Here is a 25,735-nt window from a genome sequence, read left to right as displayed (position 1 = left end):
GCAGGGTTTTACAAGTCCCCGGTCAGAACCAGTCATGCCAGACCGGCGTCACATTGCCCGGCAATGGCGGCAGCAGGCGGAAATCAACCCTTGCTTCGCCCGGTGCGTGGAAATCTGTCCCGCGCGAGGCCAAAAAGCCGTAGCTGTTAGCCAGGTTAGCGTACTTCGGATACTGGTCCGGCGTATGCGACCCGGTCACGACCTCGATCGCCGTCCCGCCGAGCTGCTTGAATTCGTCGAACAGCACGCCTTCCTGCATCGGCGTGAACTTGTAGCGCCCCGGATGGGCAATCACCGCAATCCCGCCAGCGCCGAGAATCCAGCCCACGGCATCCTGCAACGATGCCCAGCGATGCTCGACAAAGCCAGGCTTGCCCGGCGCAAGGTACTTGCGGAACACTTCCGACACCGACGCGCAAACGCCCTGCTCCACCAGGAAGCGGGCAAAGTGCGTGCGCGACATCAGGGAAGGGTTGTCGACGTACTCCAGCGCACCCTCGTAGGCGCCCGGAATACCGGCCAGTTCCAGCTGGCGCCCGATTTCGCGGCCACGGTTGTCGCGCCCCGAACGGGTATCCTCCAGCCCTTTCAGCAAACCGGCATTGTTCTCATCGACCTGCAGGCCGACAATGTGCACCGTCTCGTTTGCCCAGGTAATGGAAATCTCCACGCCCGGCACAAAGCGCATACCGTAAAGCTGCGCCGCCGCGCGCGCAGCAGCGACGCCGCCAACTTCATCGTGGTCAGTCAGGGCCCAGACATTCACACCCGCCTTGTGGGCATGCTCGGCCACTGCCGCAGGGGGCAGCACGCCGTCGGACACGTTCGAATGGCAATGGAGATCTACGTTCAGCATACAGGTTGCAATATTGCGAAGCTTTCATTGTACGCTGAAAGCTCAGGCCAGGAATTCCTCCAGCATTTGCGCCAGCATTTCCGGCTGGTCGTGGTGCAGCATATGGCCGGCGTCGGGCATCATTTTCGGCGTGACCTTGGCCAGGTGGCCCAGGCGGCGATTGATTTCGGCGCGCGCCTCGTCCTTGGGGCCCATCCACAGCCACATATTGGTGTCTTCCGCTTCCACCCACAGCACCGGCGCCGTGATCTTCTTCCAGCAGGCCAGCACTTCCTCCACGCGATATAGCGAAGGCCCCGGACGCTTATGCACCGGGTCGCCCAGGATCTCCCAGCGGCCATCGGCGTTTTGCGCCGACCAATGGCTGGCAAGGAACGCGGCCCGCTCGTCGGACAGGCGCGGATTGGTCTTTTGCAGGCGGGCGGCGACGGCAGCCTGCGAATCGTAGGTGCGCATTTCCGGCTCCACCAGCAGTTCGTCCAGCCACTTGCGCATGCGCGACGGCGCCTGCTGCGGCACGGTTGCCTTCAGGCCGAAGCCCTCCAGGTTGATCAGGCGGCGGATGCGCTCCGGGCGCACCCCTGCGTACAAACTGACAACATTGCCGCCCATGCTATGGCCCAGCAGGTTGACCTCGCCCTCCGGCTGGTAATGGCGCAGGATGGCGTCCAGGTCGGCCACATAGTCGGGGAACCAGTAAGTATCCGTGCCATTGCGCTCGGTCAGGCCGAAACCGCGCCAGTCCGGGGCGATCACATGCCAGTCGCCCTTCAGGCAATCGACCACGAACTGGAAGCTGGCGCCCACGTCCATCCAGCCATGCACCATGAAGACCTTGGGCGCGCCTTCGCGGCCCCAGTGCAGCACGTGGGTGCGCTTGCCGCGCACATCGATGAACTCGGAACGGGATGGAATCATGGCGCCTGCCTTAAAATGGGTGAATCAGAATAATAGCACGACCGTTCTAAAATCTGCTTGACGTACAATAGCGCCACTTCCCCTCCCCCTTACCGGACCGTCCATGACAATTTACCAGCTTGGCGAACACGCGCCAGAGATTGATGCTTCCGCTTTCGTGGCGGAGAATGCGACCTTGATCGGCAAGGTGACATTGCAAGCGAACAGCTCCGTCTGGTTCGGTGCAACCATCCGCGGCGATAACGAGCGCATCACAATTGGTGAAAACAGTAATGTGCAGGAAGGCACGGTAATGCACACCGACATGGGCTACCCGCTCACGGTGGGCAAGGATGTGACCATCGGCCACCAGGCCATGCTGCATGGCTGCACTATCGGCGACGGCTCGCTGATCGGCATCCAGGCCGTGGTCCTGAACGGCGCCAGGATCGGCAAGGGTTGCCTGGTCGGCGCCGGCGCCCTGGTCACCGAGGGCAAGGAATTCCCCGACAACTCGCTGATCGTCGGCGTACCTGCCAAGGTAGTGCGCCAGCTGACAGCGGAAGACGTGGCGCGCCTGGTGGGCAGCGCCGACAGCTATGTCAAACGTGGCCAGCTGTTCAAGTCGCAACTGAAAAAGATTGGATAAAAACAATGACGAACACCCCGGATACCCTGCAGAAGTTTGTTTTCGAAGATGCCGCCGTGCGCGGTGAGCTGGTCGACATTTCCGCCACCTGGCGCGAAATCGTGGCTCGCCACCACTACCCGGTTGCCGTCAAACGCCTGCTGGGACAAATGGTGTCGGCGGCCGCGCTGCTGTCGGCCAACCTCAAGTTCAACGGCTCGCTGATCATGCAGTTGCATGGCGACGGCCCGGTGCGCCTGCTGGTGGTGGAATGCGATTCCGACCTGCGCGTACGTGCCACCGCCAAGATGAATTCGGAATTCGCAATTGCGGAAGACGCGGGCCTGCAGGCGCTGGTCAACGCACAGGGCCAAGGACGTTTCGTGATCACGCTGGACCCAGCCGAGAAGGTGCCTGGCCAGCAGCCTTACCAGGGCATCGTGCCGCTGGACGGTGAAGACGTCGCGACCGTGATCGAGCACTACATGCTGCGCTCCGAGCAGCTCGACACCAAGCTGTGGCTGGCAGCCAACGATGAAGTTTCGCGCGGCCTGCTGCTGCAAAAATTGCCGCTGCATGGCGGCAAAGCGGAAGCGACTGCGCACGCTGCCGAAGTGGCGCAGGAAACCTGGACCCGGGTGGGCATGCTGGGCGATACGCTGAAGGAAGCGGAGATGCTGGAGCACGGCATCGAGGAACTGCAAAAGCGCCTGTTCTGGGAAGAGACCCTGCGCGTGTTCGAGCCGCTGCATCCAACGTTCCACTGCTCCTGCACGCGCGAGAAGGTAGGCAATATGCTCAAGATGCTGGGCCAGCAGGAAGTGGAAGACGCCCTGTCCGAACAAGGCAAGCTGGGCATCAACTGCGACTTCTGCGGCAAGCACTACGAATACGACGCCGTCGACTGCGCCCAGCTCTTCGTCACCGACGCCCCCGCCGAAGCCCTGATCCACGGTTCCGAAGCCAAGCACTAACCACAGCCCGGCCCGTGTCACACCATGGGGTCACACCCCATGGTGTGACACGGGCTCAACTGCAATTAAAGACTGCGCGTCAGATCCACCCACGCTTGCGTTTGCGGTTTTGCGCGCTCGCGCACGCCGAAGAACGTCACCACCAGCTCGCCATCCTTGTCGAAGAACTCGACCGACGTTACACCCGCGCGCTGCACCACGTAGCCGCTCTTCAACGCACTTTCGCGAATGTGCAGGTTGAACTCCGGATCCAGCACGTTGTACCAGTCGCCGCTGACAGCCGTCTTGGCGATCTTGCCGCTGTAAATCTGCGTTGCCGCCCCATTCCCCAGGAAGGCCATGATCGGCATCTGCTGCTTCGCCGACTCATCGAGCAGCTTGCGCAGCGCCTGCGGACCGGTCTTCTGCACCACGCCTTGCGGCGCCAGGCGCATCGCCTGCTCGCGGGTCAGCTTGAACTCGCTGACGATGCGGTTGAACTGGTGCACATCAGTCATCTCCTTCCACGCGAGCTGGAACTCTTTGACGTCAATTGCGCTGTCGGACAGTTCCGGTGTTTTCGGCGCGGCGGCAACAATCTTCAGGTCGCCCGCCTGCTGCGGATGCTTGAAGTCCGCCACGATCTTGTCGAATACCGCCACGCCTGCCTCGCTCCTCACATAGACTTTGTGCGCGGCTTTACCTTGCGCGTCAAAGAACTGCAGGCTGCGGCTGGTCGTGCCATCGCGCCCCGGCTGAACCACCGCAAACGCATGCTTCCAGTTGGCGAAGTGGAAGCGCATGTCGATCTCGCCACCCAGGTAGCCGCCAGCCACCGCGCGCAAGCGCTCCTTGTCGGTGAACGATTCCGGCTTGGCCCTGGTTGCTACGCCGGTGCGCTCCAGCACGCCGTTTTCATTGCGGGTCAGCGCCAGCACAGTGCCCAGGTCCAGCGCACGGATCATGATGTCGTTCACCGCGTATTCCGCATCCGATAGCCGCGTCACTGTCTTGCCGAGACCTGTTGCCAGCAGCTCCGCTTCAGAGCTGCCCAGCGTGCGCGCCGCATCGCGGATCTGCAGCTTCGGCTGCTCGGCGCGCAGTGTATTCCACCGGTCCGCCAGCGAAGTGGCCGGCGACGCTGCGCTCACGGTGCCGGCTGCGATTGCGATGAGGCCAGTCAGTACCAGCAATGCATAAATCTTCTTCGTCTTCATATTCTTCTCCTTATCAGTACGTCAGTTTGAAATTGACTGCCAGGTGGCGGCCAGGGCGAGCCTGGCGTTCGATCTCGGCCTGTGCGATGGCCGTGGTGCCGGCGGCCAGCGTGCGCACGGCGGCGTAATCCCAGTACTTCTTGTCGCCCAGGTTGTAGATGCCGGCGTTCAGCTCTGCGTGCTTGCCGATCTTCCAGTAGCCGGCCAGGTCGACAACAGTGGCGGAGGGCACGGCGAAATATGCTGCCGGCTGCGCCTGGGCCGCAGCAACCTCAGGCTCCGCCTGCTTGCCGCGCGTATGGAAAGCCGTCAGCGCGGCGCCACCCCGCTTTTGCGGGTCGTCCCAGGCCAGGCTCGCGGTGGCCTTGTAAGGCTGGATGGAGTTCATGCCGGCCTTCTTGCCGGTGCGCTGGTTCTGCAGCGTGCCGCGCGAGGCGCCGGCTGCCAGCGAGGCGCTGAAGCCTTGCAGCTCGGGGGCGACCTTGCCCAGGTCCGCCACCGCCGAAAGCTCGCCGCCCCAGCTGCGGGCATTGCCGATGTTCTCGGGGCGGAACAGGCCGAAGGTGATGGTCGGGAAGTTGACCGGGTCGGCCGGCTGCGCCGCGTATTCGATGAAGTTCTTATAGCGGTTATAGAAAGCCGATGCGCTCACCATCAGCCAGCGCGATGCATGGCCGCGCAAGCCAAGCTCGAATGCATTGCTGCTTTCCTTGCCCAGGTTCGGGTTGCCCAGCGTGGCGTAGCCGTTGCCGGCGCCGGTGTAGCTGAACGAGTCATAGGTACCGGTACGCTCGGCGGCTGTCGGCATGCGGTAGCCGCGCGTGAACTTGCCGTACACGTCGAAGTCAGGCGCCAGCGCCACCGTCAGGCCGAGGCTGGGCGACAGGTAACTGTCGCTGCCCTCCTTGACCTCCTTGGCCGCGCCCGGCACGGCGATTACATAGTTCTTCAGGTTTTTCGGCTCCAGCTTGCGATATTCGGCACGCAGGCCAGGCGCCAGCGTTGCGCGCAAGCCAGCCAGGGGGAACACGTATTCGCCGCGCACGAAGGCAGACAGCTTGAGCGTGTCCATATCCGCCATGCGGTTCTTATTGGTGACCTGGTGCGCGCCGCTTGCCAGTACGGTGCGGTCTTCACGCCAAGGGCGGCGTGATTCCTGGTCCTCCACTGTCGCGCCGAACGCAATGCTGTCGGCCCCGAATTGGCGTATAGCGCTGGCTGCCAGGCCCTTGCTCTTGTTGAGGAATGCGGTGTCGATGCTGCGCGCGTAGCGCTGCGGGCCAACGACGTAGGCCGCATTGGTGTGATCCTCGACTCGCGCGTCCTGCACATAAGCACGGCTCTCGACCAGCCAGGGGCCGGCTGCCAGTTCATGCTCCACACTGAAGCGGTTGCGCCGCGTGCGGGAAGACTGCATGGCGCCTTGCGGGTAGGCGGTGCCCAGCTTGTTGTCAAACCCGCGTTCGTGCTCGGAGCGGAAAGCGTCGAACGTGAAGCCCAGCTTCTGCCCGGGCGCCAGCCCCCACGCCAGCTTGGCCAGCAGGGCGTCGGAATTCCAGTCGTCCGGATTGGGCGCCGCGCTTCCTTCGCTCTCCACCTGTTCTCCGCTGCGATGCACGGCCACGGCCAGCGCTTGCAGTTTGCCTAACTGCGCGGCGCCGGTCAGGGCGTGCAGGCGCGCATGGTTGGCGCCGTGGTAGCCCGCTTTGTACTCGGCGTACGTTGGCTTGCCGGCGCTGACGTAATCCGACGGCGCCTTGGTCACGAACGACACCTTGCCGCCCAGGCCCGCACTGCCGCTATCGGCCGCCGTACTGCCGGCGCCAATGCGCACTTCGCGGAACGTCTCGGGATCGAAATAGTCGCGCCCGACGCCGAAGCTGTTCAGCGTTGAGCTGTCCGGCCGTGGCGCAGCATCAGGCAGCGCAATGCCATCGAGGTCCAGGCCGATGCGGTTGCCTTCCACGCCGCGGATATTGAAACCGGTATTGCCCGCACCGTCCCAGATATTGGCGCCGCCGCTCAGCGCCGAGGGAACGGTAACCAGCGTTTCGTAGCGGGCGATCTGCGACATATCGGTCACGCCGCGCTTATCCAGCTCGCGCGTGTCGATGGTTTTGGTTTCTTCAGGCTTGGCGGTGACGAGGATTTCGCCGAGGCGAGCCGCCTCTTCGGCGTGGGCGTGCGCGCCCAAGGCGGCAGCCAGCAACAGCGCCAGGCGCTGCGGCCGCAATACGGTTGCAATCATGATGGTCCAGTCGAGAGTCAGTCAATTGCTGGCTCAAGGCTGGCACGGGAATACCATTTTAATGCGAATAATTCTCATTCGCAAGAGCTTCTCTCCTGGCGCAGGAGATTTGGAGTATGCTGGGCGCCTTCTGTTTTTGCCCAGGATACCCAATGCTGCCTTCCCGTTTTTCGACCGCAGTCCTTGCCGCCAGCCTGCTGGCCTCCCCACTCGCTTTCACCCAGGCCCTGGCAGCACCGGCCGCAAAACAGCAAGCCAGCCAGGCCAGCCGCCAATTGGCGCAATTGGCCAATGATTTCCACGTTGCGCGCGCCCGTTTCGATCCGCTCCTGTTTGCGACCGCTAACGGCGACCCGCGCTACAACGACCAGATCGGCATGGCGATTTCGCCGGCAGTGCGCGCCAGGCAGTTCGCTACGTACCGCCAGATGCAAAAGCGCCTCGCCAGGATCCCGCGCGTCCAACTGGCGGACCAAGAGCAGATGACGCTGGACCTTCTGGCCTATGAGCTCGACGCAGCGCTGGCATTGGCCCCCTTCCCCGAATACCTGCTGCCGCTGAACCACTTCGATAACATTCCAAGCACCTTGGCCAATTACGCCGGCGGCACCGGCTCGCAGCCACTGGGCACGGTCAAGCAATACCAGGACTACCTGAGCCGCGTGCGCCAGCTGGCGCCGTGGGTCGACCAGGCCATCGCCAATATGCGCCAAGGCATCAAGCAAGGCATCGTGCAGCCTAAGCCGATCACGCAAGCGATGCTGCCGCAGATGACTGCCCTGCGCAGCGCGACCGCTGAAGCCAGCGTCTACTACTCGCCGATCAAACGCATGCCGGCCAGCTTCAGCGACGACGACAAGCAGCGCCTGGCGCGCGACTACCGCGCCGCCGTCGAGAAACTCAATCCAGCGCTGGAGCGCCTGGTGAAATTCCTGGAAGCGGAATACCTGCCGGCCAGCCGCGACAGCACCGGCTGGAGCGCCCTGCCAAACGGCGACGCGTGGTACAAGGCCCGCATCAACGACAGCACCACCCTGCCGCTCACGCCGCAGGACGTGCACGAGCTTGGCCTGAAGGAAGTGGCCCGCATCAGCGCGCAAATGCAAACCCTGATGGGCAAGCTGGGTTACGACGGCCCGGCGCAAGCCTTCCCTCAATGGGTGCGCGACCAGAAGCAGTTCAAGCCTTTCACCAGCGAAGCGGAAGTGCTGGCCGAGTACCGCAAGATCTATGACACGGTGCAGGCCAAGCTGCCGGCCTATTTCACCCTGGTTCCAAAATCCAGACTGGTGGTCGACCTGGAGCCCGAGCTGACCCGCGCCACCGCCTCCGACCATTACACCCCGCCCGCGGCCGACGGTTCGCACCCTGGCGTGTTCTGGGCTGTCGTCAACGATCCAAAAGATTACAGCCGCACCGGCATGGCCAGCCTGCTGCTGCACGAAGGCGTGCCGGGCCACCACTTCCATGCCGCGCTGCTGAAGGAAATGCCGTTGCCCGACTTCCGCATGTTCAGCACGGAGAACCAGAACAATGCCGCCTACACCGAAGGCTGGGCGCTGTATTCGGAAACCCTGGGCAAGGACTTCGGCCTGTATGAGGATCCGGTATGGTACTACGGCCACCTGAACGCGGAAATGCTGCGCGCAGTGCGCCTGGTGGTCGACACCGGCATGCATGCGCTGGGCTGGAGCCGCGAAAAGGCCATCGCCTACATGGTCGAAAAACAGGGTGTATCCGAAGCGCGCGCCAAGAACCAGATCCAGCGCTACATGGTCTGGCCGGCGCAAGCCTTGAGCTACAAGGTCGGCTCCTTGAAAATCCTGGAACTACGCGACAAGGCGCAGCGTGAGCTGGGCGACAAATTCAACTACCCGGCCTTCCATGCCGTGGTGCTGGGCGACGGCACCTTGCCTCTGCCGCTGCTGGAAGCGCGCGTCAACGCCTGGATCGCACGCACCCGGAGCGCCCAGGCCAAGTGAGAATCTGCGTATCTGTTGGCCAGGTGCAAGTGTTATGCTCCGCGATATGAAAACAATAATCTGTTCTCTCGCCCTTGTGCTTGGCAACGGCATCGCAGCAAGCTGCATGGCGCAAAGCAATCCGTCGGATTACACCATCAGGGAGGACGAGCCCGGCGTCAACTCGCATATCCGGCGCACGCTCATGGAATCCAAAACGATTGCGGTTAACAAGCGCTATCATGAACTGAGCGCCGAAGACCGGGCCGAACTGCATTCATGGTGGGAGTCGATGCCCGAGGGGGATGAACCTCCCTTCCCAGCCTACGGGCTCAAGCCGGTTCATTCTGCCATGCTGGAGGCCCAGTCGATGCTCAGGGTCGAAGGGGAGCTGTATCTGGTTGCGACTGTCGACAGCAATGGAGAGGTGATCCAGGTGAAAGCGGTTGGCTCGCCCAGCCCGGAAATGACCAAATTCGCCGCATCGGTCATCGGGGTGACAAAGTTCAAACCGGCCATTTGCGGCGGCAAGCCATGCAAGATGGACTACCCGTTCTCCTACAAGTTCACAATGGGACCTTAAGGCCGGGCATCGGCGGGGGCCGGCCTGGCCTGGTCCTTGCCGAGGATCTGAACGTAGATTTCGTTCTGCTTGATCATGCTTAACTCGAAGCGCGCCCGCTCTTCGACAGCACCGGTGCCGTCTTTCAGGTCGTTCACTTCAGAAGCCAGCTTGGCATTGCGCTGGCGCAGGCCTTCATTCTTTTCCTGCGCAGCCGCGACCTCTTTCTCCAGCTCGGCCACACGCAGCCAGCCGCCCTTCCCCAGCCAAAGCGGGTATTGGATCAGCAACAGCAACAGGGCGAGGGCAACAGAAATCAGGCGCATTGGGTCAAAACTGAACCGGCCGGGGAGTCCCGGCCGGTGGGATTGCAATTACTTCAGATTATAGAACGCATCGCGGCCTGGGTAGGAAGCGATATCGCCCAGATCTTCTTCAATGCGCAGCAGCTGGTTGTACTTGGCCATGCGGTCCGAACGGGACATGGAGCCGGTTTTGATCTGCAGCGCGTTGGTGCCGACAGCGATATCGGCGATGGTCGAATCTTCGGTTTCGCCGGAACGGTGCGAAATCACGGCGGTGTAGCCGGCGCGCTTTGCCATTTCGATGGCGGCGAAGGTTTCGGTCAGGGTGCCGATCTGGTTGATCTTGATCAGGATCGAGTTGGCGATGTCCTTCTGGATGCCTTCTTTCAGGATCTTGGTGTTGGTGACGAACAGGTCGTCGCCTACCAGCTGCACTTTCTTGCCCAGCGCGCCGGTCAGGTGCGCCCAGCCGGCCCAGTCGCCCTCGTGCATCGCGTCTTCGATCGAGATGATCGGGTACTTGTCGCACCAGGTAGCCAGCAGGTTGGTGAATTCTTCAGCCGACAGCACCATGCCTTCGCCTTCCAGGTGGTACTTGCCGTCCTTGTAGAACTCGGACGCTGCGCAATCCAGGCCGATGGCGATCTGGGTGCCCGCTTCATAGCCGGCTTCTTCGATTGCCTGCATGATCAGCTTGATCGCGTCTTCGTGCGAAGCCAGCGAAGGAGCAAAGCCGCCTTCGTCGCCGACGGCGGTGTTCATGCCGTTCTTGTGCAGGATCTTCTTCAGGGTGTGGAACACTTCGGCGCCGTAGCGGATCGCTTCCTTGAAGGATGGGGCGCCCACCGGGATGATCATGAATTCCTGGATGTCCAGGTTGTTGTCGGCGTGCGCGCCGCCATTGATCACGTTCATCATCGGCACTGGCATCTGCATCGCCCCGGAGCCGCCGAGGTAGCGGTACAGCGGCAGGCCGGCTTCTTCAGCAGCGGCTTTGGCAACAGCCATCGAGACTGCCAGCATGGCGTTGGCGCCCAGGCGGGACTTGTTCTCGGTGCCGTCCAGCTCGATCAGGGTACGGTCCAGGAAAGCCTGTTCATTGGCGTCCAGGCCCATGATGGCTTCCGAAATTTCGGTATTGATGTTTTCGCAGGCTTTCAGCACGCCCTTGCCGAAGTAGCGCTTGGCATCGCCGTCGCGCAGTTCGATCGCTTCGCGCGAACCGGTGGAAGCGCCGGACGGCACTGCGGCACGGCCCATGACGCCGGACTCCAGCAGGACGTCGCATTCCACGGTCGGATTGCCGCGCGAATCAATTACTTCGCGGCCGATGATGTCAACGATTGCACTCATGTGTTTTCTCCAAAGTTAAAGCAAATATCTGGGGCAAAATTGCTGCAAGAATAACAGACGTGACCAAAAAAAGGCCGCAGATAAAGCGGCCCTTTTGGATATGACTTAGTTGAAGTTGGACTCGAGGAAGCCAGCCTTCTTGGTGACGCGATCCAGTTCGATCAGAACGGACAGCAGTTCTTTCATGCGGCCCAGCGGCACGGCATTTGGGCCGTCCGACAGCGCTTGTGCGGGAACCGGGTGGGTTTCCATGAACAGGCCGGCCACGCCTACTGCCACGGCAGCGCGCGACAGCACAGGCACCATGTCGCGCATACCGCCCGACGAGCCGCCCTGGCCGCCCGGCAGCTGCACCGAGTGGGTTGCGTCGAACACCACCGGTGCGCCGGTTTCGCGCATGATGGCCAGCGAACGCATGTCCGACACCAGGTTGTTGTAGCCGAAGGAAGCGCCACGCTCGCATGCCATGAAGTTATCTTCGTTCAGGCCCTTGGCCCTGGCGGCGGCGCGTGCCTTGTCGATCACGTTCTTCATCTCGTGCGGCGACAGGAACTGGCCCTTCTTGATGTTGACCGGCAGGCCGGATTCGGCGCAGGCGGTGATGAAGTCGGTCTGGCGGCACAGGAAGGCCGGAGTCTGGATCACGTCGACCACGGACGACACGGCGGCGATTTCTTCCACGGTGTGCACGTCGGTCAGCACCGGCACTTCCAGTTCGCGCTTGACGTCGCCCAGGATTTCCAGGCCCTTTTCCATGCCCGGCCCGCGGTACGAAGTACCGGAGGTGCGGTTGGCCTTGTCGAAGGAGGACTTGTAGATGAACGGGATGCCCAGTTCAGCGGTCATTTCCTTCAGCGCGCCGGCGGTGTCGAACGCCATCTGGCGCGATTCGATCACGCAGGTGCCTGCGATCAGGAAGAACGGTTTGTCCAGGCCTGCTTCAAAACCAGCGAGCTTCATGCTGCATTCTCCAAACGAGTGCCGGCTGCTTTATGCGCCAGGGCTGCCTTGATGAAGGACGTGAACAGCGGGTGGCCGTCACGCGGGGTCGATTTGAACTCTGGGTGGTACTGCACGCCCATATACCATGGGTGCGAATTGGCGCCGGTGCGCGGCAGTTCCATGATTTCGCACAGGTTCTCGTTCGGGGTGCGCGCCGCCACCACCAGGCCGGCTTCTTCCACGCGGGCCAGGTAATGGTTGTTCGCTTCATAGCGGTGACGGTGACGCTCGGTCACCACGCTGCCGTAGATCTCGGAGGCCAGGGTGCCCGGCTTCACTTCGCAGGTCTGCGCGCCCAGGCGCATGGTGCCGCCCAGGTCGGAGTTGGCGTCGCGCTTCTCGACCTTGCCGTCTTCGTTCTGCCATTCGTCGATCAGGGCCACCAGCGGCTGCTCGGTGTCCGGCTCGAACTCGGTGGAGTTGGCCTTGCTGAAGCCGGCCATGTGGCGCGCGTATTCGATCAGCGCAACCTGCATGCCCAGGCAAATGCCCAGGTAAGGCACCTTGGATTCACGGGCGAATTGCGCCGCCTTGATCTTGCCTTCCACGCCGCGCTTGCCGAAGCCGCCCGGTACCAGGATGGCGTCGAACTTTTCCAGTTCGGCGGTGCCCTTGCTCTCGATCTCTTCCGAGTCGATGTATTCGATGTTCACGCGCGACTCGGTGTGCAGGCCGGCGTGACGCAGCGCTTCGGTCAGCGATTTGTAGGATTCGGTCAGTTCGACGTACTTGCCCACCATGCCGATCGACACTTCCGCTTTCGGGTTTTCCAGGTTGTGGATCAGCTTTGCCCACATGGACAGGTCGGCCGGTGCCGGGTTCAGGTCCAGCGCCTCGCAGATGATCGCGTCCAGGCCCTGGTCGTGCAGCATCTGCGGCACTTTGTAGATGGTGTCCACGTCCCATACCGAAATCACGGCGCGTTCTTCGATGTTCGAGAACAGCGAGATCTTCGCCACTTCGTCTTCCGGGATCTTGCGGTCGGCGCGGCACAGCAGCGCGTTCGGGGAAATACCGATCTCGCGCAGCTTCTGTACCGAGTGCTGGGTAGGCTTGGTTTTCAGCTCGCCGGCCGATGCGATGTACGGCACCAGGGTCAGGTGGACGAAAGCGCAGTTCTTGCGGCCTGCGCGCAGCGACAGCTGGCGCGCGGCTTCCAGGAATGGCAGCGATTCGATATCGCCGACGGTGCCGCCGATTTCGCACAGGGCGACGTCGTAGCCTTCCGCGCCGCGGCGGATGTAATCCTGGATTTCATTGGTGATGTGCGGGATCACCTGCACGGTCTTGCCCAGGTACTCGCCGCGGCGTTCCTTGCGGATCACGGATTCGTAGATCTGGCCGGTGGTGAAATTGTTCACCTTGCGCATGCGGGTGGAAATGAAACGCTCGTAGTGACCGAGGTCCAGGTCAGTCTCAGCACCATCATCGGTAACGAAAACTTCACCGTGTTGCATTGGGCTCATGGTGCCTGGGTCCACGTTGATGTACGGGTCCAGTTTGAGCATGGTGACTTTGAGGCCTCGCGATTCGAGGATCGCGGCGAGGGAGGCGGCGGCAATCCCTTTACCAAGGGACGACACAACGCCACCAGTGACGAAGACAAATTTGGTCATTGCGAGATCGGCGCCGTGAAGGCGCGCAGCGGGAAATTGAAATTATAGCTCATTTTGGAAGCAAATGCGTGCGGCACCGAACAGACCCCTGCCCCGCCAAGCAGCAACAATGACTTTATTTCAACAGGAGGCCACCATGAGTCTTGATCGCGACGAATATGGCAACTATGTCGACACCGGCCACCAGGGCCCAGGTCCCCGCCTGATGGGCGCGGACACCCTGATCGGCGACCATGTCCATAACCTGCAGAATGAACACCTGGGCACGGTCAAGGAGATCATGCTCGACATGCAGACCGGTCACATCGCCTATGTGGTAATGGCATCCGGCGGCGTGCTGGGCATCGGCGAGAAACTGTTTGCGGTGCCGTTCGAAGCGCTATCGCTCGACACATCCAACCACCGCATGACGCTGAATATCGACAAGGAGCGCATCGAACAGGCGCCCGGCTTCGATAAGAACCATTGGCCGGATATGGCCAACCAGACCTGGGCCACTGAGCTGCACAATTTCTACGGCACCAGCAGCTCGACCAGCGGTCCAAGCCACCTTGACCAGAGCTCTCGTTAAAGCTCCAGGCGCATCGGGATAAAGCGTATCCCATGCATTTCCGCCACCGGGCCGGTAGCCGTGAAGCCCAGGTGGCGGTACATTCCTTCGGCGAAGGTGGATGAATTGACGGTAAAGTTGCCCGCATTGCCGCGCGCCAGCGCGCCAGCGCGGGCGCTCTCCCACAAGCGCTTGCCGACGCCCTGCCCGTGCCACGGCGAGCCGACGTAAAGGCTGAACAGGTGCGCGTTGTCGCGCACTGCAACGACACCGGCCAGCGCCTCACCGTCGAAGGCGAGCTGGTAGCGGTAGGCTTCGTCTTGCAGGTTGCGGCGGATGATATCGGGCGACAGCGATACCAGGAATTCTTCGGCGCCGCTTCCATCCGGCTCAATGGTCAGGTAGGGCTGCAGCGACAGGATCAGCGCACTGATCGCCGAAGCGTCGTCCGCTACTGCTGGCCGGATTTCAAACACCCGGAACAATGTTCTCTCCCTCGACCAGCACATAGCGGCCGCCATCGAATTTGTAGCGCGCCATGCCGCTTACGTCCTTGCGCTTGCGCGATTCTGTTTCCGGCGCGCTCTCGGCACGCTCCTCGTCGTAACCGGTAAAGTGCAGCACCAAGTCGTCATATGGCGCGCCTTCGCGCTTTTCGAATTTCCATTTACCGTCGACCGACCAGCAATGCGAGGTTTCCTCCCCGCAAGCGCCCTCGTTTTCCGAAGACAGCGACAGGTCGCCAGCCAGGTCGTGCAAGGTGCCATCTGCAAGGTCAAATACGGAGATCAGGTTGATCGAATAACCCTGCCAGATGCCGCCATGCTGCACGATGAATCCCGGCTTGCCTTCACCCAGCGTGACCCACTCCACCTCACCAAAGGTACCGCTGGAGCCAAGTGATGCAACGTTCTCGTGACGCGCATCGGTCTTCCATTGGCCTGCCTCCTTGTGGAGGATGTAGGCGCTCAGCAGGCCGGTCGTGACGTGGTAAGCCATTGCCTCTCCATTCGTATCCACCATCTGCGCATTGGCAACGACGACGACCCGGCCATCCGGCAGTTCGCGCATTGCGACCGGTTCCAGGCGATAGAGGCTCAGTTCGTCGCGCTTTTCCACATCCGGCAGCTCAACGTCCAGGTAGTTTTCGTGCGCAGCCTTGTCGCCATATACGGCCCGCAGAAGCTCCATCATGCGGGCGGTCTTTGGGTCGACCACCTGCTTCGCTTCCACCGCCACCGCTGTCGCTGATGCCGACGCTGGCTCGCCAAGCGCCGGCGGCTGCGCTTTTTTGCTGCAGGCAGCGAGCATCAGCGCTGCGCCAAACATTACCCATTTATTCGCCATCTGATGTCTCCGCAGGATTTTCGCCGCTGGCGAGGCGAATGCCCTTCTCGCTCAAAGCGTAGCGCGCTGTTGATTTGACTTTGCGCTGGTCGCGCGGGCCAAGGGCGGCTAGGTATTCGTCATAGGACGGCTCGGCACCGGCGGCATCTGTCAGCGCGTCGGCTTTTTGCTTAGCCTCCTCCGACCTTTGTTCAACGACGCCGCTGAAGGCGATCTCCAGGTCCGCATAGGCCTGCCCCTGGTTCTGCACAAGGCGCCATTCGCCGCTGATATTCCAGCAATGCGGGCGTTCGCCTTCGCAGTCGCCGTCATTGTCCGAATGGACGAGGACCGGTTTGCCTGCCAGGGCGCGCATGTCTTTCGCTGTCAGGTCGAACAGCGCCAGCGACTTCACCGACTGGCCACGGTTGCCGCTCTCGTCGACGATCGCAAAGCCAGGCTTGCCGGCACCCAGCGTCACCCAGGTCAATTCTCCGGCATTGCCATTGCTGCCCATGTCGGCGATCGATTCGTGCCGCCGGGTGACAGTCCATTTCCCATCAACCTTATCCAGCAGGAAGGCGCTGATGGTCGCCTGCAGCGCCATATCGCGCATACCGGGCTCTGGACTGCCTTGAGGAATTTCGCTGATAACCAGCGCCGCCTTGCCGTGCCCCAGATCTTTAAAGCCAAGCACCTCGCGGCCGTTGACAAGCGCGGCGTTGCCGAACACGGCACGCGTCAAGGCTTTCTCAAGATCCTGTTCTTCTTCGGGAGCGGCAACTGCCACGTCTTTCTGGGCAGCCGGTCTGGTTTCGGGGGTTCGTTGGCAAGCAGCGAGCAGGCATACAGCAAGAAGTGCTATTAATTTTCCATTCATGCAAAAAATTTTATCACCACCGACCCGCACACATTGTCATCAAAACTCACGGGCGCGCCATCTTGTCCTTATTGGAAGTCGCGGCTGGCCGTTGGCAGGCGGCCGAGCAAGTGCGACAAGTCGACCAGGCGGCGCGCGACGAGGTGGCGCACGATGCCTTCCTGCTGCCACACGCCGTACACCCCGAGCAATGAAGAGCCCAGCACTTCGCGCCGGTATTTTTCCACCAGGTCGGGCCAGACGATCACGTTGACGTAGCCTGTCTCGTCTTCGATGGTGACAAACAGCACGCCCTTTGCGGTGCCGGGCCGCTGGCGGCCGGTGACGATGCCGGCGCCCCGCGCCAGCTGGTTGTTGCTGAAGGTGTTCAGCACATCGGCCGGCAGGAAGCGCTTGGCCAGGAGCGCGGGGCGCAGCAACGCCAGCGGGTGGCGTCCCAGCGTCAAGCCTTGCGAGCGGTAGTCGCCGAGGATTTCTTCGCCCTCGGTTGGCGGCACCAGTTGCGGAGTCTCCTCCTCCATTTCGGTCGGCCGCAGCAAATCCTTGTCCGGCACCGCGCCCGCTGCATCCCACAGCGCCTGCCGGCGGTTGCCCGCCAACGAGCGCAAGGCATTGCCGCCGGCCAGCACTTGCAGGTCGTGACGATCCAGGTCGGCGCGCCGCGCCAGTTCAGTCACGCTGGCAAAGGGCCTGATCGCGCGCGTCTCTTCAATGCGCAGTGCGGCTTCAGCCCGCATGCCGCGCAGCAGCGCCATGCCAAGCCGCACCGCAGGCTGCCCTTCGCCCCCACGTTCTTCCAGCGATGATTCCCAGCCGCTGGAAGTGATATCCACCGGCCTCACCTCGATGCCATGCCGCTTCGCATCCTGCACCAGTTGCGACGGCGAATAGAAGCCCATCGGCTGGCTATTCAGCAGTGCGCACAGAAAGGCGGCCGGTTCGTGGCACTTGATCCATGAGCTCACATACGTCAGCCATGCAAAACTGGCCGCGTGCGATTCGGGGAAGCCGTACTCGCCGAAGCCTTGGATTTGCTGGCATATCTGCAGCGCAAAAGCTTCGTCATAGCCGCGATCCACCATACCCGACACAATGCGCGGCTGGTATTTTTCCAGGCCGCCCTTGCGCTTCCAGGCAGCCATCGAACGCCGCAACTGGTCGGCTTCGCCCGGCGTGAAGCCGGCAGCGTCGATCACTACCTGCATCACCTGCTCCTGGAAGATCGGTACGCCCAGCGTGCGGCCAAGCGCTTTCTTAAGTCCCGGCGGGTAGTCGACCTTCGCATTGCCCATGCGCCGCTGCAGGTAGGGGTGCACCATGCCGCCCTGGATCGGTCCGGGCCGCACGATCGCGACTTCGATCACCAGGTCGTAAAACACTTGCGGCCTCAGGCGCGGCAGCATGCTCATTTGTGCCCGCGATTCGATCTGGAACACGCCGATGGTGTCGGCCTGGCAGATCATTTCGTAGGTGGCGGGATCTTCGCGCGGCACGTCCTGCATGGTGAAGATTTCACCGCGGCGCACGCTGACCAGGTCAAAGGCGCGACGCAGCGCAGACAGCATGCCCAGCGCCAGCACGTCCACCTTCAGCAAGCCCAGTTCTTCCAGGTCGTCCTTGTCCCACTGGATCACGCTGCGATCTTCCATGGCCGCGTTTTCGATTGGAACCAGGCGCGATAGCTTGTCCTGCGAAATAACGAAGCCGCCCACGTGCTGCGACAAATGGCGCGGGAAACTGAGGAATTGCAGCACCAGATGGGCCCACTGGTGCGCCACCGGCGATTCCGGGTCCAGCCCGCATTCTGCGAAGCGCTCCATCAGCTCGTGCTTGCGGTCGAACCAGCGGTGCGATTTGGCGACCTTCTCGACGATTTCCAGGTCCACGCCCAGCGCCTTGCCGCTATCGCGCAGCGCGCTCTTGGTGCGATAGCAAATGACTGTCGCCGCCAACGCCGTGCGATGGCGGCCGTATTTGCGGTAGATGTACTGGATCACCTCCTCGCGGCGCTGGTGCTCGAAATCGACGTCGATGTCGGGCGGCTCATCGCGCTCGATCGACATGAAGCGCCCTACTACGCTGTTGCCGAGCGCGGGATCGACTTCGGTAATTCCAAGGCAGTAGCAGACGGCCGAATTGGCGGCCGAGCCTCGCCCCTGGCACAGGATTTCCTGCGAGCGCGCATAGCGCACGATGTCGTACACCGTCAGGAAAAAATACTCGTACTTCAGTTGCGCCGCCAGCGCCAGCTCTTCCTCGATCTGTTTCTGCACATTGGCCGGCACACCGGCCGGATAGCGGCGGTGGGCGCCGATATAGGTTTCCTGGCGCAGGAAGCTGGACGGCGTATGCCCCGGCGGGATCAACTCGTTCGGATATTCGTAGCGCAGCTCTTCCAGCGAGAACTGGCACAGACCGGCAATACGCACCGTTTCTTCCAGCACTTGCGGCGCATAGACGTTGGCCAGGCGCAGGCGCGAACGCAAATGCTGCTCGGCGTTCTGCCCCAGTTCATAACCGCATTCGCTGACCGGCTTGCCAACCCGCACCGCCGTCAGCGTGTCATGCAGCGGCTTACGGGAACGCACGTGCATGCACACGTGGCCGGCGGCGACCATCGGCAAGGCATGCTGCAGCGAGACTTCCTCGATCGCCGTGCCGTGCGCTTCGTCGAAGGCGCGGCCCAGCATGGTTGTGGCGAGCCAGGTGCGTTCGCCAAAGGTGGCTGCCACCCAGGATGCCTGCCGGTGCAGGCGCTCCACCTCGGCCGGGTACTCCGGCAGCAGGAGCAGCAGGCAATCCGGCAGGCCGCGCAAATGTTCGCGCTCAGGCGGCGGGTTGGCGAAATCGTCCGGATGCAGCTCATAACTGCCCTTGCCGGCGCGCATGCGGCCGAGGGTGATCATCTCGGACAGGTTGCCATAGCCATTGCGGTTGGTCGCCAGCGCCAGCAGCGAAAGCGCGGGACTGCCGTCGGCATGGGTCAGGTGGAAGTGGGCGCCGATCAGCAGCTTCAGGCCAGCCTGCTTGGCCTCGCCATGCGCCCGCACCACGCCGGCCAGCGAACACTCATCCGTGATGGCCAGCGCGCTATAGCCGAGTTTTACCGCGCGCTCCACCAGCTCTTCAGCATGGGAGGCGCCGTGTAAAAATGAAAAGTTTGTCAGGCAAAACAGCTCCGCATAGGCGGGCAGCCCGGCGCGCGATAACTGTATATCCATACAGTATTCTACACCGTTTCCAGCCCACCGCGCCACCCCGTTGTCATGCCCTGCTGCGCACCAGGCTCGACGGCGGCCAGGTCCTGATCGGCGGCGCTGCCGAATACGTATGATCCGCAGCACCGGGCGTGGCGTGGTTGCAACGTAAACTTGTCATTTGTGAACGCTGCATAAATGTAGTTCGGCTAGAATCAAAGACAATTTTTCCTAGGAGCAAAAAATTGTCAAGTCATTCGATTCTGCGTAAAGCCGTCCTGACCGCGCTGTATGGCGCCGGTGCCCTGTCCGCCCTGCCTGTAGCAGCACAAACCCAATCCTCTTCCAGCGACATGACCGTGGTGAACGTGGTTGGCTCGCGCCGCGCCACCAGTTCCCTTACCGATACCGTAGCACCGGTCGATGTCATTTCCCTGAGCAAGGCCTCCGAACAAGGCGCTCAGTTCGACCTGGCCCAAACCCTGACCTTCATTTCGCCTTCGTTCAATTCGACGCGCCAGAGCGGCGCCGACGGCGCCGACCTGGTGGACTCCGCCGCGCTGCGCGGCCTGAGCTCGGACCAGACCCTGGTGCTGGTGAACGGCAAGCGCCGCCACACCTCCTCGCTGGTCAACATCTTCGGCGCGCGCAACCGCGGCGCAACCGGTACCGACATGAACGCCATCCCGGTGATGGCGATCAAGGACGTGCAAGTGCTGCGCGACGGCGCCGCCGCGCAATATGGTTCCGACGCGATTGCCGGCGTGATGGACATCGGCCTGAAAAAGAACGTGGGCTGCGAATCGGCAGTCGGCTACGGCCAGTATGGCGCGGGCGACGGCAAGAACTGGCTGGCCTCGGCCTACTGCGGCTTCGCGGTCGCCGGCGGCACTGTCGGCATCACCGGCGAATTCCTGGACCGCGGCCGCTCCAACCGCGCCGAAGAAGGCAACCCGCGCATCATCGGCGACTCCAAGACCAGGAACAAGACGCTGTACGTCAACGGCGAAATCCCGGCCGGTCCGGGCCGCGTCTACTTCACCGGCGGCGTGCAGCAGCGCGACGCATCGAGCGGCGCCTTTGCCCGCAATGCCGACACCGACGTCCCGGCCAAGAACTCGGTCGCCATGTACCCGAACGGCTTCGTCCCGTTCATCAATGGCGACATGGACGACCGTTACGCGATCTTCGGCTACCGCCAGAAGGTCGGCGAATGGAATGCCGACCTGTCGCAGACCTACGGCTACAACCGCCTGAAATACGACATCAGCAACACGCTGAATGCGTCGATCGCCAACCTTGACCTGCTGAACGGCGGCAAGGGCGTGAGCGCCGACCACTTCGACGCGGGCGGTTTCTCGTTCCAGCAGTCGACCACCAACTTCGACATGAACCGCTACTTCGAAGGCGTGGCGGGCGATGGCCTGAACGTGGCATTCGGTGCCGAGTACCGCGCCGAGAAATACAAGATCTTCGCCGGCGAGCCGGGCTCCTACATCGACGCCGACGGCGCCGGCGGCGGCAATGCCGGCAGCCAGGGCTTCCCCGGCTTCCAGCCGGCCGACGCCACCAGCGCCAAGCGCCACAGCAGCGCCGCCTACCTCGACCTGGAAGCGGACCTCAACAAGAACACCAAGCTGCAGGGCGCGCTGCGCTGGGAGAAATACAGCGACTTCGGCTCCACCGTAACCGGCAAGATCGCCGGCAGCTACCGCGTGGCCGATCCGGTGCTGCTGCGCGCCTCCGCCTCGACCGGCTTCCGCGCGCCGTCGCTGCAGCAGGCCTACTTCTCCTCGACCTACACCGACTTCGTAGCCGGTGTCGCCACCAATATCTCGATCAGCCCCGCCGTGGGCCCGGTCGGCAAGATCGCCGGCCTCGATCCGCTGAAGGAAGAGAAGTCGCGCAGCTACACGCTGGGCGCAACCTGGACCCCGAACGACGCGCTGTCGGTGACCGCCGACCTGTACCACATCAAGATCAAGGACCGCATCGTGCTGTCCGGCCAGTTCAACGAGGACAACTACCCGGCCCTGGCCGCCAAGCTGGCAACGCTGGGGGTGGGCGCCGCCCAGTTCTTCGTCAACTCGGTCGACACCAAGACCCAGGGCCTGGACCTGACCGCCTCGCACAAGGCGACCCTGTTCGGCAACAAGCTGACCACCTTCCTGGCCATGAACTTCAGCAAGACCGAGGTGACCGACATCCACACCCCGGCCGCCCTGCAAGGCTTCGAAGACGTGCTGCTGTCCGAGCGTGAACGCCTGTTCCTGGAACAGGGCGGCCCGCGCCGCAAAGCCACGCTGGGCTTCGACTACGCGACCGGCGCGCTGGAGACCAACTTCAAGATCATCCATTTCGGCCCGCAAACCCTGGGCACCTGGAGCGGCACCGCAGCAGGCGTGCCGAACCAGAAATATGAAGCGAAGACCTCGGCCGACCTGGGCTTCACCTACGCCTTCAACAAGACCACCAAGCTGAGTTTCGGCGCCGCCAACATCTTCGACGTGCACCCGACGCCGCAAGACCCGCTGGAAACCGACAACGGCTTCAAGTACGAGAGCGTGCAATTCGGCCTGAACGGCGTAGCCTACTTCGCACGCCTGCACTTGAAGTTCTAAGCGCCGCCACGGCCCAGCCCGTGTCCCACCATGGGGTCACACTCGAAATGAGACACGGGCTCTGCTGCAAGACGGCCGAGCCCGTGTCTCAAAACCGGTGTGACCCCATGGCGGGACACGGGCTCTTGCGTATGGCTTGATATAGCGCAAAGTCTCGTCCGGTCAATTGATGCAATGTGGAATCACAACCCACTCGGAGGAGGTCATATGGCTGCAATGACGATTCACCTGGCTGGCGACGTTATTTCCGCAATCGCCAAATGGGCGCCGGTAGAGCAAATGTCGGCGGAAGAATTCATCCTCAGCGCCGTTTCCGAAAAGTGCGCCAAAGCGAACGCACTGGAGGAAGTGGAATGCTTCTGGCGCGACCTCGCGCTTCCCTTACCCCTTCGAAATTAGCGCCAACTCGGCGCCCATGTTCGCAATCGCCGCGGCAGTGTAGTTTTCGGTGAAGAACGGGTCAGCGAACAGCGTGCCCGCTTCAGCCTTGCCGCGCAAATGCGCCAGGACCTGGGCGCGCTGGCTGTTGTAGCGCCCTTCCGGCACATGGGCGTATTCGGCACGGATGCCGCGCGCATAGGCCTGGTACACCTCGGCCTCCTGGCCAAGGATGGCCAGGTCCACCGACAGCATGCTGTCCTTCAGCGGGTGCACGATGGCCCCGCCCTGGAAGTGGTCGGTGGCGCGGATCAGGGTCGCCACCTCGTCGGCGCGCACTGCATCCGGCTCCAGCCCGCTGCCCAGCCACATCCGGGCGCTGGCTTCCTCATTCGATACCTCGCCGGCGCCATGGGCATACACGGCATCGTGGAACCAGAAGGCGGCTTTGACCAGGGCCACGTCGGCCGGCGCAGCGCCGGTATTGGCGGCCCAGGCGCGGATCTCGGCCAACCCGTGCACCAGGTGGTCGAGGTTGTGGTAATGGCGCCCGGCGCCGCCGTAGGCCACCTCGCCGGTCACGCGCTCGAACCAGTCGGCCGCATGCGGGCGTTCGCGCCACAGGCTGTCCCACTCCTTGCGCAGCCAGGCCAGGATCCACGCCTTGTACGCCGGCGCGGGAACAAATTTCTTCATGGTCCAGTTCCAGCCTACCGGGCCTTCCAGCGCCTTGACGAAGCTGGAGCTCACCGAACCCAGGTCGCGCGGCGGCATCACGAACAGCGTCTTGGCGCCGCCGATCACTTCCACATTGGTTTGCTGGATCAGGTTTTCGTAATCGAAATCGGCGGTGCTGCGGATGCCGCGGATCAGGTAATCGACGCCGTTGCGCTTGGCCACGCGCGCCGTGTATTCGCTCTTGACGATCTGCACGCTGACATTGCCCCAGCCACGCTCGGCGCAACTGGCCAGCACGATGGCCTTGCGCTCCTCGGCCGAGAATTTAGGCGCCTTGGTGGAGTTCTCGGACAGGAAGACCACCACTTCCTCCGCGAGGGAACGCGCTTCGCCAATCACCCACATATGGCCGTTGGTGATGGGATCCAGCGTCCCCGAGAAACCGATCTTCCGCATGCCCTGCTCCGATTGTCAAAAACGACATTCTAGCGCGGGGCAAACTCCACCGTCACTTTCAGGCCTCCCAGGCGTTCCGAGGCGTCCAGCGCCAGCCTGGCGCCGTGCCGTTCGGCGATGGCCCGGATAATGGCCAGGCCAAGGCCGCTGCCCTGGGCTTCACTGCCCGGCACGCGGTAGAAGCGGTTGAACACGCGCTGGCGTTCTTCCGGCTCGATGCCCGGGCCGCTGTCTTCCACCACCAGCCGCGGCCCGGCGCCGCCCGCCGCGCCGGCGCCAAGCACCGACACGTCGACCGTGCCGCCGGCCGGCGTGTACTTGACCGCGTTGTCGACCAGGTTGCGCAGCAGGATTACCAGGGCGTCGCCCTGGCCCTGCACTGTCGCCTCGTCGGCCTGTTCCAATCCCAGGTCGATACTGCGCCCCTGCGCGGCGCCGGCCATGTCGCCCACCGCGCGCTTGGCGAGATCGGTCAGGCTGACCGGTTCCATCTTGGTATCGGCCGCTTCGGTACGCGCCAGCACCAGCAACTGTTCGACCAGGCGCGAAGCCCGTTCCACGCCTGCCGACAGGCGGCCAATCGCCACGTCGCGCGCTTCGCTGCAATCGGCGCGGGCCAGGCTGAGGATTTGCAGCTTGAGCGCCGCCAGCGGCGTGCGCAGCTCGTGCGCCGCATCGGCCACGAAGTTCTGCTGCGCTTCGAACGCCGTCTGCACGCGCGAGAACAGCAGGTTCAATTCCTGCACCAGCGGCCGCACCTCGTCCGGCAGGTCGGCATCCGACACCTCGGACAGATCGTCGGCCTTGCGCGAAGCCAGCTGCCGCTGCACGCGCGCCACCGGCGCCAGCGAGCCGGAAACAACCCACCACACCACGATCATCAGCACCGGCGCCATCAGCGCGATCGGGCCGACCGTACGCAGCGCCAGCGTGCCCGCCATGCGCTTGCGCACGGCCAGGTCCTGGGCGATCTGGATGGTCTGGGTCGCAGTCTGCGCCGAAAATACGCGGTAAGTCGTGCCATTGGCGCGCACGTTGGAGAAGCCCAGCACCGCACGCTGCGGCAGCTCCGCGCGCGACAGCGAGCGGAAGACCTGGATGCCGTCCGGCGTCCACACCTGCACCACCATCTCGTCGTTGCCGGGGTCATTCGGGTCGCGGTTGCCGGTGGCCGCCATCGGCGCATTCGAGCGCAGCGACATGGCCATCTGCTGCATGTGGTAGTCGAAGATCTGGTCGGCGTCGCTCAGCGCCGAACTGTAGGCGATCATGGCCTGCGCCACGGCGGCCATGGTGATCGCCGCCAGCAGGAACCATAGCAGGCGCCCACGCAGCGAGTGCGTGACGTTGACCTTCGGGACCGCCATCATCATGCCTTCGGCACCATGTAGCCGAGGCCGCGCACGTTCTGGATAAGCTCGGAGCCGAGCTTCTTGCGCAAGCCGTGGATGTACACTTCAACCGCATTGGAATTGACTTCATCCTTCCAGCTGTACAGCTTTTCTTCCAGCTGGGCGCGCGACAGCACGATGCCCGGGCGCGCGATCAGCGCTTCCAGCACCGCCCACTCGCGGGCCGAGAGGCTGACCGGCTGGCCGTTGGCAATCACTTCGCGCGTCTGCGGGTTGATCGACACGCCCTTGTGCTCGAACACCGGTTCGGCGCGGCCGGCGGCGCGGCGCAGCAAGGCGCGGATGCGGGCCAGCAGCTCGTCCAGGTCGTAGGGCTTGAGCACATAGTCGTCGGCGCCGGCATCCAGGCCGGCGATGCGCTGCTCCACCGCGTCGCGCGCGGTGGCCACCAGCACCGGCGTCAGCTCCTTGCGCGTACGCATCGAGCGCAAGACTTCCAGCCCGTCTTTCTTCGGCAGGCCCAGGTCCAGCAGCACCAGGTCGTAGGTCTGGGTTTGCAGGGCCGTGTCGGCCATCGCGCCATCCTTGACCCAGTCGACGGCGTAGTGCTCTGCCCTCAGCAGGTCGAGCACTACCTCGCCGATCATCGTGTCATCTTCTACCAGCAGGAGGCGCATTTCTTACTACCTTTCTTGTTAT

The 25,735-nt window shown here is 62.9% G+C and carries 22 protein-coding genes; 7 read left to right on the top strand and 15 right to left on the bottom strand.

Annotation, left to right across the window (positions count from 1 at the left end; translation table 11 throughout):
- Positions 1–22 precede the first annotated feature (22 nt).
- Together ASD07_RS14025 and ASD07_RS14020 are read right to left on the bottom strand one after the other, a co-directional pair.
- Positions 23–856 (bottom strand): 3',5'-nucleoside bisphosphate phosphatase, encoded by an 834-nt coding sequence (locus tag ASD07_RS14025; protein ID WP_055931017.1) that lies wholly within the window; start codon positions 854–856, stop codon positions 23–25.
- Positions 857–898: 42 nt separating this feature from the next.
- Entirely contained in the window at positions 899–1,774 is an 876-nt protein-coding gene (locus tag ASD07_RS14020; protein ID WP_055931012.1) for an alpha/beta fold hydrolase, read from the bottom strand.
- Between the two features lie 103 nt (positions 1,775–1,877).
- On the opposite strand from ASD07_RS14020, the gene ASD07_RS14015 reads away from it, so the two are divergent.
- Both ASD07_RS14015 and hslO read left to right on the top strand, forming a co-directional pair.
- Positions 1,878–2,402 (top strand): gamma carbonic anhydrase family protein, encoded by a 525-nt coding sequence (locus ASD07_RS14015; protein ID WP_055931000.1) that lies wholly within the window; start codon positions 1,878–1,880, stop codon positions 2,400–2,402.
- Between the two features lie 5 nt (positions 2,403–2,407).
- Positions 2,408–3,355, top strand: a complete 948-nt coding sequence (gene hslO / locus ASD07_RS14010) for an Hsp33 family molecular chaperone HslO (RefSeq protein ID WP_055930997.1) — start codon at positions 2,408–2,410, stop codon at positions 3,353–3,355.
- A 65-nt stretch (positions 3,356–3,420) separates the two neighbouring features.
- On the opposite strand, the gene ASD07_RS14005 is transcribed toward hslO, so the two are convergent.
- A complete protein-coding gene (locus ASD07_RS14005) occupies positions 3,421–4,551 on the bottom strand; it encodes a hemin-degrading factor (protein WP_055930991.1) in 1,131 nt (376 codons plus the stop codon).
- 13 nt (positions 4,552–4,564) lie between these two features.
- Positions 4,565–6,799, bottom strand: a complete 2,235-nt coding sequence (locus ASD07_RS14000; protein ID WP_055930988.1) for a TonB-dependent receptor domain-containing protein — start codon at positions 6,797–6,799, stop codon at positions 4,565–4,567.
- Positions 6,800–6,951: 152 nt separating this feature from the next.
- Between ASD07_RS14000 and ASD07_RS13995 the strand changes: the two genes are divergently transcribed.
- Positions 6,952–8,781 carry a DUF885 family protein gene (locus ASD07_RS13995; RefSeq protein ID WP_055930985.1) on the top strand — a complete coding sequence of 610 codons (1,830 nt, stop codon included), beginning with the start codon at positions 6,952–6,954 and terminating at the stop codon, positions 8,779–8,781.
- Positions 8,782–8,827: 46 nt separating this feature from the next.
- The gene (locus tag ASD07_RS13990; protein WP_162246557.1) at positions 8,828–9,343 is read left to right on the top strand and encodes an energy transducer TonB; all 516 of its coding nucleotides are present in this window, start codon (positions 8,828–8,830) and stop codon (positions 9,341–9,343) included.
- Here ASD07_RS13990 and ftsB read toward each other — a convergent pair.
- From ftsB to ASD07_RS13970, 4 genes are all read right to left on the bottom strand, one after another.
- A complete protein-coding gene (ftsB, locus tag ASD07_RS13985; protein ID WP_055930980.1) occupies positions 9,340–9,648 on the bottom strand; it encodes a cell division protein FtsB in 309 nt (102 codons plus the stop codon). The two genes, ASD07_RS13990 and ftsB, sit on opposite strands and share 4 nt — an antisense overlap.
- Before the next feature lie 48 nt (positions 9,649–9,696).
- Positions 9,697–10,980, bottom strand: a complete 1,284-nt coding sequence (gene eno / locus ASD07_RS13980; protein WP_055930976.1) for a phosphopyruvate hydratase — start codon at positions 10,978–10,980, stop codon at positions 9,697–9,699.
- A 105-nt stretch (positions 10,981–11,085) separates the two neighbouring features.
- Complete coding sequence (gene kdsA / locus ASD07_RS13975; RefSeq protein WP_055930973.1) at positions 11,086–11,940, bottom strand: 3-deoxy-8-phosphooctulonate synthase; 855 nt, start codon at positions 11,938–11,940, stop codon at positions 11,086–11,088.
- Complete coding sequence (locus tag ASD07_RS13970; protein ID WP_055930970.1) at positions 11,937–13,598, bottom strand: CTP synthase; 1,662 nt, start codon at positions 13,596–13,598, stop codon at positions 11,937–11,939. The genes kdsA and ASD07_RS13970 overlap by 4 nt, the downstream gene beginning before the upstream one ends.
- Before the next feature lie 136 nt (positions 13,599–13,734).
- On the opposite strand from ASD07_RS13970, the gene ASD07_RS13965 reads away from it, so the two are divergent.
- Positions 13,735–14,169, top strand: a complete 435-nt coding sequence (locus ASD07_RS13965) for a PRC-barrel domain-containing protein (RefSeq protein WP_055930967.1) — start codon at positions 13,735–13,737, stop codon at positions 14,167–14,169.
- Here the strand turns inward: ASD07_RS13965 and ASD07_RS30145 are convergent.
- From ASD07_RS30145 to ASD07_RS13945, 4 genes are read right to left on the bottom strand one after another with little or no spacing between them, the layout of a single operon-like run.
- Positions 14,166–14,624, bottom strand: coding sequence for a GNAT family N-acetyltransferase (locus ASD07_RS30145; protein ID WP_229207155.1), 459 nt, complete (start codon positions 14,622–14,624; stop codon positions 14,166–14,168). The two genes, ASD07_RS13965 and ASD07_RS30145, sit on opposite strands and share 4 nt — an antisense overlap.
- Positions 14,617–15,495 carry a hypothetical protein gene (locus ASD07_RS13955; protein ID WP_055930963.1) on the bottom strand — a complete coding sequence of 293 codons (879 nt, stop codon included), beginning with the start codon at positions 15,493–15,495 and terminating at the stop codon, positions 14,617–14,619. Before ASD07_RS13955 ends, ASD07_RS30145 begins: the two co-directional genes overlap by 8 nt.
- On the bottom strand, positions 15,485–16,384 hold the full coding sequence (locus ASD07_RS13950; RefSeq protein ID WP_156397990.1) for a hypothetical protein: 900 nt from the start codon (positions 16,382–16,384) through the stop codon (positions 15,485–15,487). The genes ASD07_RS13955 and ASD07_RS13950 overlap by 11 nt, the downstream gene beginning before the upstream one ends.
- 38 nt (positions 16,385–16,422) lie before the next feature.
- Entirely contained in the window at positions 16,423–19,575 is a 3,153-nt protein-coding gene (locus tag ASD07_RS13945) for an error-prone DNA polymerase (protein ID WP_055930957.1), read from the bottom strand.
- A gap of 221 nt (positions 19,576–19,796) precedes the next feature.
- Between ASD07_RS13945 and ASD07_RS13940 the strand changes: the two genes are divergently transcribed.
- Positions 19,797–22,172, top strand: a complete 2,376-nt coding sequence (locus tag ASD07_RS13940) for a TonB-dependent siderophore receptor (protein ID WP_055930954.1) — start codon at positions 19,797–19,799, stop codon at positions 22,170–22,172.
- A gap of 207 nt (positions 22,173–22,379) precedes the next feature.
- A complete protein-coding gene (locus ASD07_RS13935; RefSeq protein WP_055930951.1) occupies positions 22,380–22,571 on the top strand; it encodes a hypothetical protein in 192 nt (63 codons plus the stop codon).
- Here ASD07_RS13935 and coaD read toward each other — a convergent pair.
- The 3 genes from coaD to ASD07_RS13920 are packed head-to-tail and all read right to left on the bottom strand — an operon-like array spanning position 22,554 to position 25,713.
- Positions 22,554–23,684 carry a pantetheine-phosphate adenylyltransferase gene (gene coaD / locus ASD07_RS13930; RefSeq protein ID WP_055930948.1) on the bottom strand — a complete coding sequence of 377 codons (1,131 nt, stop codon included), beginning with the start codon at positions 23,682–23,684 and terminating at the stop codon, positions 22,554–22,556. The two genes, ASD07_RS13935 and coaD, sit on opposite strands and share 18 nt — an antisense overlap.
- Positions 23,685–23,713: 29 nt before the next feature.
- On the bottom strand, positions 23,714–25,054 hold the full coding sequence (locus ASD07_RS13925) for an ATP-binding protein (protein ID WP_082507342.1): 1,341 nt from the start codon (positions 25,052–25,054) through the stop codon (positions 23,714–23,716).
- Positions 25,054–25,713: a response regulator transcription factor gene (locus ASD07_RS13920; RefSeq protein ID WP_055930945.1), complete on the bottom strand. Its 660-nt coding sequence runs from the start codon at positions 25,711–25,713 to the stop codon at positions 25,054–25,056. The genes ASD07_RS13925 and ASD07_RS13920 overlap by 1 nt, the downstream gene beginning before the upstream one ends.
- Between the last annotated feature and the right edge of the window lie 22 nt (positions 25,714–25,735).

This window comes from Duganella sp. Root336D2 (assembly GCF_001425005.1).
Lineage (GTDB): Bacteria > Pseudomonadota > Gammaproteobacteria > Burkholderiales > Burkholderiaceae_D > Rugamonas.
This window is presented reverse-complemented; position numbering and strand designations above follow the sequence as displayed.

Excerpts from the sequence above, each read along its gene's own strand:
- ASD07_RS14025 (WP_055931017.1), bottom strand. The coding sequence starts at position 856 with ATGCTGAACGTAGATCTCCATTGCCATTCGAACGTGTCCGACGGCGTG.
- ASD07_RS14020 (WP_055931012.1), bottom strand. The coding sequence starts at position 1,774 with ATGATTCCATCCCGTTCCGAGTTCATCGATGTGCGCGGCAAGCGCACC.
- ASD07_RS14015 (WP_055931000.1), top strand. The coding sequence starts at position 1,878 with ATGACAATTTACCAGCTTGGCGAACACGCGCCAGAGATTGATGCTTCC.
- hslO (WP_055930997.1), top strand. The coding sequence starts at position 2,408 with ATGACGAACACCCCGGATACCCTGCAGAAGTTTGTTTTCGAAGATGCC.
- ASD07_RS14005 (WP_055930991.1), bottom strand. The coding sequence starts at position 4,551 with ATGAAGACGAAGAAGATTTATGCATTGCTGGTACTGACTGGCCTCATC.
- ASD07_RS14000 (WP_055930988.1), bottom strand. The coding sequence starts at position 6,799 with ATGATTGCAACCGTATTGCGGCCGCAGCGCCTGGCGCTGTTGCTGGCT.
- ASD07_RS13995 (WP_055930985.1), top strand. The coding sequence starts at position 6,952 with ATGCTGCCTTCCCGTTTTTCGACCGCAGTCCTTGCCGCCAGCCTGCTG.
- ASD07_RS13990 (WP_162246557.1), top strand. The coding sequence starts at position 8,828 with ATGAAAACAATAATCTGTTCTCTCGCCCTTGTGCTTGGCAACGGCATC.
- ftsB (WP_055930980.1), bottom strand. The coding sequence starts at position 9,648 with ATGCGCCTGATTTCTGTTGCCCTCGCCCTGTTGCTGTTGCTGATCCAA.
- eno (WP_055930976.1), bottom strand. The coding sequence starts at position 10,980 with ATGAGTGCAATCGTTGACATCATCGGCCGCGAAGTAATTGATTCGCGC.
- kdsA (WP_055930973.1), bottom strand. The coding sequence starts at position 11,940 with ATGAAGCTCGCTGGTTTTGAAGCAGGCCTGGACAAACCGTTCTTCCTG.
- ASD07_RS13970 (WP_055930970.1), bottom strand. The coding sequence starts at position 13,598 with ATGACCAAATTTGTCTTCGTCACTGGTGGCGTTGTGTCGTCCCTTGGT.
- ASD07_RS13965 (WP_055930967.1), top strand. The coding sequence starts at position 13,735 with ATGAGTCTTGATCGCGACGAATATGGCAACTATGTCGACACCGGCCAC.
- ASD07_RS13955 (WP_055930963.1), bottom strand. The coding sequence starts at position 15,495 with ATGGCGAATAAATGGGTAATGTTTGGCGCAGCGCTGATGCTCGCTGCC.
- ASD07_RS13945 (WP_055930957.1), bottom strand. The coding sequence starts at position 19,575 with ATGGATATACAGTTATCGCGCGCCGGGCTGCCCGCCTATGCGGAGCTG.
- ASD07_RS13935 (WP_055930951.1), top strand. The coding sequence starts at position 22,380 with ATGGCTGCAATGACGATTCACCTGGCTGGCGACGTTATTTCCGCAATC.
- coaD (WP_055930948.1), bottom strand. The coding sequence starts at position 23,684 with ATGCGGAAGATCGGTTTCTCGGGGACGCTGGATCCCATCACCAACGGC.
- ASD07_RS13925 (WP_082507342.1), bottom strand. The coding sequence starts at position 25,054 with ATGATGGCGGTCCCGAAGGTCAACGTCACGCACTCGCTGCGTGGGCGC.
- ASD07_RS13920 (WP_055930945.1), bottom strand. The coding sequence starts at position 25,713 with ATGCGCCTCCTGCTGGTAGAAGATGACACGATGATCGGCGAGGTAGTG.